At 66.6% G+C, this 13,246-nt stretch carries 13 protein-coding genes; 6 read left to right on the forward strand and 7 right to left on the reverse strand.

Annotated elements, in window-relative coordinates; genetic code table 11:
• Nucleotides 1–176 precede the first annotated feature (176 nt).
• The 5 genes from MHN80_RS18505 to MHN80_RS18525 all read left to right on the forward strand — a co-directional run bounded on the left by MHN80_RS18505 (nucleotide 177) and on the right by MHN80_RS18525 (nucleotide 3,915).
• Nucleotides 177–1,031, forward strand: coding sequence for a TetR/AcrR family transcriptional regulator (locus MHN80_RS18505; RefSeq protein ID WP_239402939.1), 855 nt, complete (start codon nucleotides 177–179; stop codon nucleotides 1,029–1,031).
• A gap of 70 nt (nucleotides 1,032–1,101) precedes the next feature.
• The gene (locus MHN80_RS18510) at nucleotides 1,102–1,848 is read left to right on the forward strand and encodes a ThuA domain-containing protein (RefSeq protein ID WP_239402940.1); all 747 of its coding nucleotides are present in this window, start codon (nucleotides 1,102–1,104) and stop codon (nucleotides 1,846–1,848) included.
• Between the two features lie 112 nt (nucleotides 1,849–1,960).
• Nucleotides 1,961–2,266 (forward strand): hypothetical protein, encoded by a 306-nt coding sequence (locus MHN80_RS18515; protein WP_004020683.1) that lies wholly within the window; start codon nucleotides 1,961–1,963, stop codon nucleotides 2,264–2,266.
• Nucleotides 2,263–3,657 (forward strand): SRPBCC family protein, encoded by a 1,395-nt coding sequence (locus tag MHN80_RS18520; RefSeq protein ID WP_004020682.1) that lies wholly within the window; start codon nucleotides 2,263–2,265, stop codon nucleotides 3,655–3,657. Before MHN80_RS18515 ends, MHN80_RS18520 begins: the two co-directional genes overlap by 4 nt.
• A gap of 69 nt (nucleotides 3,658–3,726) precedes the next feature.
• Nucleotides 3,727–3,915: a hypothetical protein gene (locus MHN80_RS18525; RefSeq protein ID WP_231895817.1), complete on the forward strand. Its 189-nt coding sequence runs from the start codon at nucleotides 3,727–3,729 to the stop codon at nucleotides 3,913–3,915.
• A gap of 87 nt (nucleotides 3,916–4,002) precedes the next feature.
• On the opposite strand, the gene MHN80_RS18530 is transcribed toward MHN80_RS18525, so the two are convergent.
• The 7 genes from MHN80_RS18530 to MHN80_RS18560 all read right to left on the reverse strand — a co-directional run bounded on the left by MHN80_RS18530 (nucleotide 4,003) and on the right by MHN80_RS18560 (nucleotide 12,512).
• Nucleotides 4,003–5,196: an ABC transporter substrate-binding protein gene (locus MHN80_RS18530; RefSeq protein WP_239402941.1), complete on the reverse strand. Its 1,194-nt coding sequence runs from the start codon at nucleotides 5,194–5,196 to the stop codon at nucleotides 4,003–4,005.
• Between the two features lie 49 nt (nucleotides 5,197–5,245).
• Nucleotides 5,246–5,968, reverse strand: coding sequence for an ABC transporter ATP-binding protein (locus tag MHN80_RS18535; RefSeq protein ID WP_101819912.1), 723 nt, complete (start codon nucleotides 5,966–5,968; stop codon nucleotides 5,246–5,248).
• Nucleotides 5,965–6,756: an ABC transporter ATP-binding protein gene (locus MHN80_RS18540; RefSeq protein WP_004020678.1), complete on the reverse strand. Its 792-nt coding sequence runs from the start codon at nucleotides 6,754–6,756 to the stop codon at nucleotides 5,965–5,967. Before MHN80_RS18540 ends, MHN80_RS18535 begins: the two co-directional genes overlap by 4 nt.
• Entirely contained in the window at nucleotides 6,743–8,683 is a 1,941-nt protein-coding gene (locus tag MHN80_RS18545; protein WP_239402942.1) for an ABC transporter permease, read from the reverse strand. Before MHN80_RS18545 ends, MHN80_RS18540 begins: the two co-directional genes overlap by 14 nt.
• Complete coding sequence (locus MHN80_RS18550; protein WP_239402943.1) at nucleotides 8,680–9,900, reverse strand: acyl-CoA dehydrogenase family protein; 1,221 nt, start codon at nucleotides 9,898–9,900, stop codon at nucleotides 8,680–8,682. The genes MHN80_RS18545 and MHN80_RS18550 overlap by 4 nt, the downstream gene beginning before the upstream one ends.
• Nucleotides 9,901–9,903: 3 nt before the next feature.
• Nucleotides 9,904–11,292, reverse strand: coding sequence for an NtaA/DmoA family FMN-dependent monooxygenase (locus MHN80_RS18555; RefSeq protein ID WP_239402944.1), 1,389 nt, complete (start codon nucleotides 11,290–11,292; stop codon nucleotides 9,904–9,906).
• 197 nt (nucleotides 11,293–11,489) lie between these two features.
• Nucleotides 11,490–12,512 carry a helix-turn-helix domain-containing protein gene (locus MHN80_RS18560; protein ID WP_239402945.1) on the reverse strand — a complete coding sequence of 341 codons (1,023 nt, stop codon included), beginning with the start codon at nucleotides 12,510–12,512 and terminating at the stop codon, nucleotides 11,490–11,492.
• A 113-nt stretch (nucleotides 12,513–12,625) separates the two neighbouring features.
• Here MHN80_RS18560 and MHN80_RS18565 point away from each other — a divergent pair, with 113 nt between their 5' ends.
• Nucleotides 12,626–13,177, forward strand: a complete 552-nt coding sequence (locus MHN80_RS18565) for an OsmC family protein (protein ID WP_239402946.1) — start codon at nucleotides 12,626–12,628, stop codon at nucleotides 13,175–13,177.
• Nucleotides 13,178–13,246: the final 69 nt, after the last annotated feature.

Here is a 13,246-nt window from a genome sequence, read left to right on the forward strand (position 1 = left end):
ACCAGAGGGAGTCCGCCCAGAAGGGGCCCGGCCTGAAGAATTCTTGCCCGCCATGCGATAGATCATGACAGCATCGGGACCTTGTAACCCGCTGTGCCATCCTGTTGGCACCCCGTTGTCGACGGCAGAGGTCGTACCGCGGGCAGACGACGACCGGGAATCGGTGAGGAGGACGCGTGGCGAGATCGAGACGAACCGATCGTACGACGGACCACACGGCGGACCCCGGGACACCGGATCCCGACGCAACCGGGCCGGACGCGGACTGGCTCGGTTGGGACTCGTCGCCGGCCGCCGACGATACGGCCTTCGACGAGGGCGTCGAAGCCGTCGCTGCCCGGGAGGTGCCGGACGACGAGTCGTCGGCATCACCGCCCGAAGACTCACCCGAACCCGCGCCCACCGGCACCGGTAACGGCTCGACTGCGCATCGCCCGTCACGACGACATCTGATCGTCAAGGCCGCCGTACGGGTCTTCTCTCGGAAGGGCTTCGCCGAAGCCTCGATCCAGGAGATCGCCACGGAGGCGGGAATGGTGCCGACCGCGGTCTACTACCACTTCGCGAGCAAAGAAGAACTGTTCGAGAGCGCGTTGGGTTACGCCATGGACGCGAGTTCGGCCGCCGCGCAGTCCGCGCGTCCCGATGATGTGTCGGCGGGCCCGGACACGTTCAAAGATGTCGTCTCGGCGGTGTGGGACTGGACCGCCGAGCATCCCAACTCGGCCCGCATGCTGTTCCTGCAGATGGCCGGCGGCGCGACACCCGGCACCCGACTCCTGGCCAAAGAGTACGAAGAACGCCACATCCGGCGCGCGTTCGACTATTTCCCCGCCGGCGAGGATCCCCCGAGCCGGCGGGCCGCGACCGCTCAACATGCCGCCCGCACGCTGCGGGTCCGGACCATGATCGCGATGACCATCGCGATCCAGCCGCTGCGCATCGAGGGCGGCCCGTTGTCGGACATACCCGTCACCAGCTTGCGCACCGCGACCACCGACGTCTGCACCAAGATGATCGAAGGACGCTGACCACCCCGGTCGCCGGACTACAGTAACTTGATCGAAGACACAGTTACTTCGATGCTGGTTGGAGTCCTTCATGCGCATCCTCGCGATCACCGGCGGCCATTCCTTCGATCGGACGGCCTTCGCCGACTTCGCCGAGTCCCTGCCGGGTGAGGTCACCTGGCTCGAACACCCCGATGCCGAGATCGGCCCGGATCAACTCGCGGACTTCGACGCATCTCTGCACTACGACATGCCCGGGACCCTGCCCGAGCCGTATGAACCGCCGGATGCGTTGCGCGCGTGCCTGCGGGACGCACCCCGGACGGGCCACGGTTATGTGGTCTTGCACCACGCCATCGCCAGTTGGGCGACCTGGGACGAGTGGGCGGAGTTCGTCGGCGGACGCTACCTGTACCGGCCCGGGACCGTCCGCGGTGCAGAACGCCCCGATTCCGGATATCGGCACGCTGTGGCACAGCGCATCTCCGTCGTCGACGGCGAACACCCGGTCGTCGCCGGCCTGCCCACCCAGCTCGATCTCGTCGACGAGACGTACTTGTGCGAGGTGTTCGAGGATTCGGTGACCCCGCTGCTGCGGACGGATGCGCCGATGACCGAGGACGTGCACTTCTCCACCGCACTCGCCATGTCCGGTCGGCGTGACGAGCGGGCGGGATGGCACCACGAGCCCGGGTCGTCGCTGGTCGGATGGTCTCGCACCAATGGACGATCGCGACTGGTCTACCTTCAGCCCGGCGACACCGCCGCGACTCTCGGCGACCCGCATTACCGCACGCTCGTCGCGAATGCGCTGACGTGGGTCGCGCGTCGACGCTGACCTTTTTTGACAGTCGATACAGTTCGATGTGTCGCTGCTCACTCCCGGTGCTACAGTAAGTGCATACGTTGCCAAGTAAGAGGCGGCAGTCCAGTCCACCGAGGAGATCCCGATGCGTCAGATCCGGCATCCGATGAGTCGAGCCATCTACGAATTCGACGAGGACTACAACGTGCTCGTCACCACCAAGGACGGGAAGACCGGCACCTTCGACCCGGAGGGCCGCTATCTGCACGGTGAGGTGAAGTCCGTCGATCCGGAGATGGCCCGGTGGGTCGGCCTCGGGCCGCGTGAACCCGTGCCCATCACCCAGAACCGCCGATTCATGGGCGCTGCAAAGCTGCTCGAGAAGATGCAGGCGGACAAACTCGCCGAAGAAGCCCGTGCCACGCGCCTGGCCGAAGGAGGCAAACTGTGACCGAGATCGACACTCGTACCGCCGACCAGACGGCTTCGACGGATGAACAGTCCGACTATGCCGAGAGTTACCAGCGGTTGCTGGACACCGACACGCACCCGGTTCCCCAGGTGCTGCGCGAGGAGACCCACGACCTCTACGAGGATCAGAACTTCGTCCCGGTCTCCCGCTACATCAGCCGGAAGTACCACGAACTCGAACGAGATCGTATGTGGTACAAGGTCTGGCAGATGGCCTGTCGCGAGGAGGAGATCCCCGAGCCCGGCGACACGCACGTCTACGAGATCTGTGAGAAGTCGATCCTGGTCGTGCGCGGACAGGACATGTCGATCCGTGCCTTCTACAACTCGTGCCTGCATCGTGGGCGCACGCTCCGCGAGGAGAGCGGCCCCGCCGGACACGACCTCCGGTGCCCGTTCCACGGCTTCTGCTGGAATCTCGACGGATCGCTGAAATCCATGACGTGCGAGTGGGATTTCCCGCACGTCGACAAGAGCACCATGAACCTCCCCCAGGTCAAGGTCGACACGTGGGGCGGTTTCGTCTTCATCAACATGGACCCCGCATCGGAGTCCCTCGCCAGCTTCCTCGGCGACCTGGGCAAGCACTTCGAGGCCTGGCCCCTGGAGGACCGCTACATCCAGGCGCATGTGGCGAAGGTGATCGACGCGAACTGGAAGATCGCCCAGGAGGCATTCTCCGAGGCGTTCCACGTCGTGACCACCCACCCGCAACGCGTTGTGGGAACCGGTGATTCGAACAGCCAGTACGACGCCTGGGGCAACTTCAACCGCGGTATCACCGCCAACGGCGTCCCGAGCCCACACATCAAATTCGTCCCGACCGAGCAGGAGATGTTCGACTCGATGGTCGATGCCCGCATCGACGAGGACCCCATGGTGACGCTGCCCGACGGCGTCACCGCCCGCGAGATGTCCGGCCTGCTCGCCCGCGAGGGCCTGCGTGACACCATCGGCGATGTCAAGGCGGACAACATGTCCGACGCCGAGTCACTCGACAGCATCTACTACACGGTGTTCCCGAACTTCCACCCGTGGGGCGCCTACCAGCGGATCGTCTACCGGTTCCGCCCCAACGGCGACGACCACGACACCTCCATCATGGACGTCTACCTCCTCGCGCCGTTCACCGGTGAGCGGCCGCCCGCGGCCAAGGTCCAATGGCTGACCCCGGAGCAGACCTGGATCGACGCGACCGTGCTGGGCAGCTCGGCCCGCGTCTTCGACCAGGACGCCTACAACATGCCCAAGGTGCACCGCGGACTGAAGACGACGACGCAGAAGTACCTGCCGCTTGCCGGTTACCAGGAACTCAAGATCCGCCACATGCACCATCTGCTCGCGAAGTGGGTGGGCGAGGACGTCGACTGATCCTCCGCCGCTGCCCGCCGGCGGTCGACCCCCATACCCGGGGTGATCGGCATGATGGGTGGGGTGGTGATGTTGACACTGGTACTCGTCGTCGGGGCCGCGGCCGCCGGATGCGCGATGACGGCGGCCTACGTCTACCTGCGGCCCGGTGACGATCACGTACGCGCCGAACACCTCGCCCGGCGCTGGTTGGTCGCGACCGCCGTCCTGGGTGTCACCGCGCTCTGCCTGCGGTTCGGGTGGCTGCTGCTGCGCTGAGTACAGACATGAGCCCCCAGCCAGAATGCGGGATCCGTATCGTTCTCCGATACGAATCTCGCACTCGGCATCGACGCTGCGCGCCCCTCAGCTCACTGGCGTCTTCAAGAACGCACTGTAGGGCTCCTTGCTGTCGACCACGATTTTCCCGCCGGCGATGTGGCCTGGGAACGCCCACAGATTGGCCTGGCGCGGCGCGGTCAGCACCGGTCCGTCGGTGATGGTGAAGTCGATGGGATGCAGGACATCGGTCTGGAAGTCGGTCAACCCGGTGGTGTGCTCGCGGAACGTGTCGGCGTTGACGACGTCGAGCTTGCGCGCCTCCTGGGCGAAGGTCCAGACGGCGAGCCAGTCGGTGGTCACGCTGCCGTCGTGCGGGGTCTTGATCTCCCCCTCCGGGTCGTACTTGGCGAGCTGCTCCTCGTACTGCTTCCAGGTGGGGAACTGTTCGGCGTCCTCCCCCTTCTCCAACGCCACGGAGTTCGGGATTCCCGATTGCGAGACCAGCTCGATCGTCGCGTCTTCCATCACATTGTTGCTGAGTACCAACGGGATACGAAGGTTCTGGTCGATCGCGGCCCGGATGAGCGAGGTCAGCTTCTCCGGCGTGTAGATCATGCCACCCCAGACGTCGGGGTTCTGCGCCTTGACCTGCGCGATGATCGGCGCGAAATCCGTTGTCTCCGGGGGTACCTCCACAACGGCGACGTCGTCCACACCGGCGTTGCGGTAACCAAGTTTCGCGTTCTCGATGTACGGGGTGTTACCGGCGAAGGCGACGTAGACGGCCTTACGTGGCTTGAATCGGGTACCGCCGAGGTAGGTACCCTGGCCCGCGCCCGCGCAGTTGAGCGCGGCGATCATGGACAGCTCGTTGGCGACATCGGCTGCGGCGCAACCCATCGGGAACCAGTTCACCACGCCGACCCGCTTGCCGATCTCGGCAAGTCCGTCATTGCTGTTCCCACCGATGAACGCGACGACGTTGTCCTCGTTCACCAGCTTGCGCGCGCCGGCGACGACATTGGCCGGTTGGCCCTTGGTGTCGTAGACGATGACGTTGAGCTTCTTGCCGTTGATGCCGCCCTGATCGTTGACGGCCTTCTCGGCGACCTTCGCGGCCAGCGCCGGATCCTGGAACGCCGATGGCGAGGACGACAGCGGCGCGACGAAGCCGACATTGATCGTGTCGGAGGTGTCCTCCGATGAGCACGCGGTCAGCAGGCCCGCGGTGACGGCCAGGGACGCCACTGCGGCGACAGGCAGTTTGATTCTGAACATGTTTGTGCCACTGCTACTTTCTCGAAACGGGACGCACCGGAGAGTGCGTTCAGGGATGGAGATAGGTGTTCTCGACGTCGCTGGTCTGTGCGGCCAGTTCGTCGGTGCTCAGGTCGAGCACGGTCCGGCCCTCGGACAGCACGAGCGTGCGGTCGGCGATGGCCAGCGCAGTCTCTACGTGTTGTTCGACAACCACGACTGCGAGCTGCCGACGGGTTGCCTCCGCGCGGACGACCCGGGCTATCAGTGCGCGAACCGCAGGGCTCAGACCGAAGGTCAGTTCGTCGAGGAGAACCACCCGGACGTCGCGCAGCAGGGCGCGGCCGACTGCCGCCAGTTGCTGTTGGCCGCCACTGAGGCTGCCCGCCACGACGTCCCGGCGTGACCCCAGCTGAGGGAAGAGGCCGAAGAACTCGTCGGCGTCGATCCTGGCGAGCGCCAGATTTTCGGCGAGTGTCAGACTCCCGAACAGCGATCGGCCCTTCACCACCAGCGACACGTGCTCACGACAGCGCCGGTACGGCGCACCCGAGAGCTGCGCGCCGTCGACCTCGACGATGCCCCGGTCGGGCGTCACGAACCCGGAGATACCCAGCAGCGCACTCGACTTCCCCGCTCCGTTGCGGCCGATCACGCAGGTGACCTCACCGGGCTGCACACGCAGATCGAAGTCCCAGAGTCCCGCGCCGTTCCCGTAGTCCACGGTCAGCCCCGACACGCTCAGCCCCTCGGCTCGGACCGATGTCGACGCACCGACCGCTGCGGCGGTCATGCCGGGACCCCCACGGTCTCGAGTTCGACGTCATCCGGTTGCTCGCCGAAGTAGATGGCGCGGACCTCATCGCTGTCGAGTACCTCGGTTGTCGGACCGGACGCGACCACTCTGCCGTCCTCGAGGATGTAGACGAGGTCGCAGACGGCACCGATCACGTCCAGGTTGTGTTCGACGAGGAGAATCGCGAGCCCGTCGTGATCGCGGAGCGTCGTGATCGTGTCGACCACGGCGTGCCGCGCATCGAGGCTGAGCGCCGCCGCCGGCTCGTCGAGCAGCAGGACCTGCGGGCCCTGGGCCGCAGCGCGGGCCAGATTGACGCGGGCATGCCAGCCGAGGGACAACTGCTCGACGCGACTCGTCCGGTACCTTGCCAATCCGTGTGTCTCGATGACGCGTTCGACCGTCGCGAGCGCGGCGGCCGAGGGGCGGCCGAATCGGAACAGGTCGCGCGCGAGGATCTTGCGTACACCGATCTCCGCCGCGCACAACAGGTTCTCTTCGACGGTCAGGTCCTCGAACAGGAGGTAGTCCTGAAAGGTTCGCGTGATCCCCGCCCGTGCCCGGCGAGCCGCACCGAAGCGGTCTACGGTACGACCGTCCACCGAGATGGTGCCGCCGACCGTCTTCTGGTACCCGGTGATGGCGTCGATCGTGGTGCTCTTGCCCGCCCCGTTCGCGCCGAGAAGTCCGACCACCGTTCGCGGTGGGACGGTCAGCGAGACGTCCGAGAGGATGCGGTGCCCGCCGATCTCGACCGACAGGTCCCGGACTTCAAGCTGTGGCATCGACTTTCCTGTTCTCTCGGCCCGGCTCGCCGCCGGTGACGGTCGGTTCGGGCCCGTCGGACCGAACACGTTTACGCCGCAGTCGGTCCCGGATACGGAGATACTGTCCGACCACTCCGTCCGGCTCGGTGGTGAGTATCCAGATCATGTTGGCCGCGAAGAACAGTGACAGCCAGTCGTTGATGTCCGGGGTGAACGACAGCAGATTCGAGAGCAACCCGCCGGGAGCGAAGGCGCCCGCCAGTACCGCGCCGGTCAGATGACCTGCCCCGGCGAGGATGACGAAGGCGATGAGCGCCAGCGATTCCGAGTAGCCGAACCCTTCCAGCCGGACGTCACCCTTCGAGATGAAGCCGCGCTGGATGGCGAACAGCACCCCGGCAAGTCCCCACAGCGTGGAGGAGACGACAAGACCGATCAGCTTGGACCGGGCCGAGACGATGCCCAGCGCGGCCGGGAGTCGCTCGTCCTGCCGCACCGACAGCACGTAGCGGCCGGTGGCCGACGATCGCAGATTGGCGACGAGAACGAGCGCCACCAGCAACACGATCCAGGCGACGACTGCGAAGGCGTGCGGGTCGGTGATGTTGCTGATCTCGATACCGAACAGCGTCGTGTCGCCGATCGTCCACCCTGTTCGACCGTTGAAGAACCAGTCGACGGAGAAGACGACGGTCTGCAGGATCGACGCGACGGCCAGCGAACCGATCGTGACCTCATAGACCTTGGCATTGACGAACAGGACGCTCAGTGCGAGGGCGACGACGACAGCCGTCGCGAGTGCGGCGAGAGCCGAGAGATACAGCGACGCTCCGGAATGGCTGACGGCGCCGAAGACGATCATCGTCACACCCGCGACGCCGAGCGGCAAGGCGTTGACCTGCCCGGTGTACCCGGTGGAGACGACGATCCCGAGCGCGACGAGACCGAAGATGGCGGTGAGACTGAGGGCGTCGACCACGGTTCCGGCGGCGCTGAAGATCGTCACCAGGACGACCGCCGCACCGACTACCACCCACGGCCAGCGGATGCGGCCGCTGCCGACATGGAACACCGCCTTGACCTCACGGGTCCCCCGCGCCATGTCTGTCCTGGCGATCAGCAGCAGCACGATAAGGGTGACGACGAACGGAATCGCCCGCGCGACCTGCGCATTGACGAGGCCGGTCACCAGACCTTCCAGGATTCCGGCGCCGACCCCGACCGCCAGGGCGATCGGGAAGCTCGTGAAGCGTGCGGCGAGTGCAGCCCCGAGAGCCGGCACCAGAAGCGTCGTCAGTGATGTCGGGGAGAGCTGGGTGATCGGCAGCACCAGAATGGCACTGGTCGCGGCGAGGACGCCGGCCAAACCCCACGCCACCGATCCCCACAAGCGGGGGTTGAGACCGATCGACTGGGCACCGAGGTCGGTGTCGCGTAGCGCAGTGGTGATGTGCCCGAACGCTGTTCGCGTGAACAGCAGGTGCAGGCCGATCGTCGCCAGCACCGCCACCGCCGCCAACAGGAGACTGATCGACTGGACCCGGACGCCGGCGACCTCGAATCCGCCGCCGACGAGGAACGGCTCGACGGTTTCCTGGTGGTTGGTCCAGATGATCCGGACGATCGCCTCCAGGACGAGCATCAACCCGATGGTGATGAGAATCTTCGTGATGGCCGGTGCGTGTGCCAGACGCCGGCCGATCAGGGCGAAGAAGGCGATCGCGATGGCCGCGCTCACCGCCAAACCGAGCACGATGGCCACGCCAAGCGGAATCCCGGCGTCCTGGTAGGACTTCCAGAATATGTAAGCGCCGAACATGCCGAGCGCACCCTGGGCGAAGTTGATGACCCCGGTTCCGCGGTAGGCGGCAACCAGCCCGAGGGCCACCAGAGCGTACGCGCCACCCGTGGAGAGCCCGAGCGAGGCGTAGGTCAACAGGTTCATCCTCGGCCTCGTAGATCGATGCCGCTGAGCCATGTCCGATAGGGCGAGGTGCCGTTCAGGTCATGGTCCCCGATGCTCACGAGGCGGTTCGGCGTGGGGTTGTGACTCGCCAGCGTCCGGGCGTTGCGCCAGTGGCGATCCCACCCGTGGGTCCGGCCGAGCGCCGATGCCCCGCCGACGTCGAAGACCCGGGTCGCGGCGGTCAGCACCGTGTCGACGACACTGACCTGCGCACGGTAGACCTCGATCTCCACCGCGTCGTATTGTTCGTCGGTGACGGTACCGGCGACGATCGCCGCATCGAGATCGGCCAGGACACCGGCGATCTGGCGGGCAATGGTATCGGCAACGTAGCGGGCCGAACTGATCTCACCGACCACGGACTGGACGACGGCGTCCTCGCGAGGCAGCGCCCCGCTGCCCTGACTGAAGTATCGCTTGCGGCCGCGCACGTAGTCGACGACGTCGCGATGCAGGGCGCGAGCGATACCGGTCAGTGCGGCGATGTGCCAGAACTGTGCGAGCGACGTGCCGTAGCTGCCCGGCACGACCTCGGCAGGCAGCGATGGGGAGTCGGTGATGTCGACATCTCGGAATCGGGTGGTGCCGCTGGCGGTCAGTCGCTGACCGAACCCGTCCCAGTCGTCGACGAGGTCGAGACCGTCGGCCGCAGCCGGGAGCACGACCGTCTCGATGCCCGCCGGGCCCTCACCCGTGGTGATGATCCAGTCGGCGTACAGCGAGCCGGTGCTGTAGTACTTCTCACCGTTGACCAGACGACGCCCGCGATCGTCGACCTCGATGCTGGTCGAGAAGTGGGTCTGGTTCGCCGCCGTTCGCTCGGTGTACGCGCCGCCGAACAGTTCACCGTTTCCGATGCGACGCAACCACTCCGACCTCGACCGCGACGCCGGCGCATGGATGAGCGACTCGGTGTAGAGGAAGTGCGCGCGAAGAAGCTGGACGAAGTTCGGATCCGCGCTCGCCAGGTCGACGACGAGTCCGGCGAGTTCACCGACCCCGATCTCGTCGCCGCCGAACTCACGGGGTACGCGCAGCGCGCCGAAACCGGCATGGGCCAGTTCGCGAACGAGATCGTGCGGGACTCGGCGTTCCGCGTCACGCTCGGCCGCTCCGGCCGCCACCCGTGCCAGGATCGGGTCGAAGCGCCCGGCCAGCGGCGCGCGCGTGGCGGCGGTGTTCTCGGTGATGGTCACCGCTCACACCCCCGCCGGTGCGAGGCCGACCTGGTGCACACGATGCCCGGAGTCGATGCGGTCTCCGTTGCCGAAGATCTTGTCGCGCAGCGTTCCCGGTGCGTAGTCGCGCTGCGCCAACCCGCGTTCCTGCAGAACCGGGACGACGTGGTCGACCCACTCGTCCCACCAGCCCAGGGTGGTGATCGGCACGACGTTGAAGCCGTCGGCGCCGGCGGCGACCCACTCCGCGACGTGATCGGCGATCTGCTCCGGCGTGCCGGCGAACTTGCCGGGCAGGAGGCCGTTGGTCAGCAGGTAGTCGCGCCACGAGACGGTGGACGCGTCGGCGGTCGAGTCGGCGGCCGCACGGAAGATGGACTGCACGTGATCGCCGAGCTGGACCCGTCGGGCCAGTTCGGCGAGGGGGGTGTCGGGATCGACGGCAGAGAGGTCGATGCCGCTGCCACCGCTCCAGAACGCCTGCAGCGCCTCGAAGTCGATGTTCTCGCGGAAGTACTCCTGCTTGCGGCGCGCCTCCTCCTCGGTCGAGCCGATGACGGTCGACAGCGCGACGATCTTCTTCAGCGCGTCGGGCGTCCGTCCCACCGAGCGGAGGTGGTCGTCGAGGGTGGCGATGTCGGCGCTCGCGGTGGCCGGGCTCATCGACGGCAAGAACGTCACCTCGGCATTCCGTGCCGCGAAGTCCCTTCCCGCAGGGGAGTTCCCGGCCTGGAACAGCACCGGGGTCCGCTGCGGCGAGGGTTCGACGAGGTGGGGTCCCTGCACTTTGTACCAGCGACCCTCGTGGTCGATGGCGTGGATGCGATCGGGGTCGAAGAACCGACCGGTCTCGGCGTCGTGGAGAACCGCACCGTCCTCCCAGGAGTGTTCCCACAGCTTGTAGGTGACGTCCACGTACTCCTGTGCCCAGGCGTACCGCTCGTCGTGGCCGACGATCGTGTCGTACCCGTAGTTGCGGAAGCCGTTGCTCAGGTACGACGTCACGATGTTCCACGCCACCCGACCGTGCGTGAAGTGGTCCAGCGAGGACAATCGGCGCGCGAACGAGAACGGGTGGTCTTGGATGATGTTGCTGGTCACTGCGATTCCGAGATCGGTGGTGACATGGCCGAGCGCTGAGACGATGGTGATCGGGTCGTTCTCGGGGAACTGGGAGCCGGCCCGGATCGTCGTCGAGCCGTCGCCGAAATCCAGGTCGTACACGCCGACGACGTCGGCGATGAACAGTGTGTCGATGCGACCGCGCTCCAGGGTGCGGACCACGTCGATATAGGGATCGAGATCCTTGTATCCGTACTGCACGCGACCCTCGGGGGTGCGCCAGAACCCGTGACTGTGGTGATTCGGGGTCAGATGCAGGAACGCGTTGTAGATGGGCGGTCTGGACACGGAGGAAACCTTCTCTCACGAACACGGTCGAAGCTCGACGCGGCGGTGCACACACGTGGCACTCACACATCGCTGCGGCCAGTATCGGAGCGTAAAGGCGATACTTACAAGCTGAGGGCTGGAACTTCGTGACTATTAATCATCACTTCTTGTAAGTCGAATCGAACCCGTTTCGAATGCTAACGACCGTTCCCTCATCACGAGATGAACACGACCGCGGGAACGGCGCCGAGGTTCGTGACCGCGCACCCGATGGCGCGGTCGATGTCGACGATGTCGCCGGCCCGGACCAGCGCCCGCTGCGGCGCCCGCTCGACCCGCAGCAACCCCCCACCCACCAGGAGCGTCAACCGCCCCGACGCCGACACCGGCGGGATGAGCGTGCCGCCCGGGGCGACGAGGGTGCTCCGCAGCGGGGGGCGAGGCACCACATTCGCCGTCGACTCCCTCCGCACCGGGGATCTTTCGCCCGCGATGCCCGGACGTTCCTCGACGACGATGTGGTCCGTGCCGGGTCCGCGGAGCAACTCGTCGAAGTCGACCCCCAACCGGTCGGCGACTTCGATCGCAGTCTCCAGCGACAACCCGAGCCGACCCCGCTCCATCTGCGAGATCGCACTCGCGCTCACACCGACCCGCCGTCCCAATTCCGCCTGACTCCAACCGAGTTCGACACGGCGGGCGCGGATACCGCGACCCAGGTTGCCGGCTCTGATCGAGGCTCGCCGACTCGCACCGTTGCCCTCGCCGTGTCCGGTCTGGATCACCGAGTCCGCGGCCCGACGCCCGTCCGCACGATGGACGATCACCTCGCCGGAGTCCGCCGACAGCACGCACTGGGCCGACCAGAGCCACTCGGCGCTGTCGAGTTGTTCACGGTCGAGCAGCCAGTGGCAGATCGCCGCCGAACCGAAGACAGTCCGGACCGCCTCCCCGATTCGGGAGGACGAGCGGACGAGATCCGACGGCCCGATCTGCGTGAGGTCCGTCAGCCAGACGGTCGTGGCCTCTGCCGACGGCGCGGGCAGTTCGTCGAGACTCGCGGTCAGCAGCGGAACCCCAGCCCCTGACGTCACCCGGCCGACGACATCGTCCCGACATCCAGGGGCGACACCCCAGACGATGTTCTCCCCCGGCACCAGCGGCCCGAGGAGGTCATCCAGTTCGGCGATTCCGCAGCCGACGCGCTCCGACCGTGCGGGGCCCGACCCCAATTCCATCCAGTCCGCCACTTCCCCCGAGATCCGGATCGACGCCGACACCCGCCCGCGATCGCCGGAGATGTCTCCGAGCGACGATGGGCCGCAGCACCGTCGACCATTACGCTGGTCCGGTGACCGGAGCACAGGACTCAGACGACGATTCGCTGAACGGTATCAGCGCGGCGCATCGTCGTGAACTCTCCGCTCGGCTCGGGGACCGCGAGCGGGTGTCGACGTTCAGCGGTCCCTGGGAGGTCGAAACGGTCTGGCGCGGCGGCTTCCGAGTCGATGCACAGGCGCGCGGTCACACGATCGAGTTCGACGAACCCGCCGATCTCACCGCGAAGGACTCGGCGCCGACGCCGCACGAGTACGTGTTGTCGGCGGTCGCCGCCTGCATCACCGACGGCGTCGTGCTGCACGCGACGACGCAGGGGATCCGCATCGACGATCTCGAGGTGCGGGTGACGGGGACATTCGAGAACATCCTGCGCTGGGCGGGCCTGGCGAGCACCGGCAACCCGGGCTTCGGTGCACTCCAGGTGTCCGGACGCATCTCCGGCGATGCGGACGCGTCGACGCTGACCGAGCTGTGGAACCGAGCGATCGCGGGATCACCCGTGGCGCAGACGATCAGCCGTCCGACGACGATCACGTCCCAGCTGTACGTCGACCCACGGTGAGCCGGTGACGATCGCTGCGCCACAGCGGCGTTCGGCAAGGATCGTCGCAGAGCCCACCACCGGGCCCGA

The sequence above is a fragment of the Gordonia sp. McavH-238-E genome, from assembly GCF_022348225.1.
GTDB classification, from domain to species: domain Bacteria; phylum Actinomycetota; class Actinomycetes; order Mycobacteriales; family Mycobacteriaceae; genus Gordonia; species Gordonia terrae.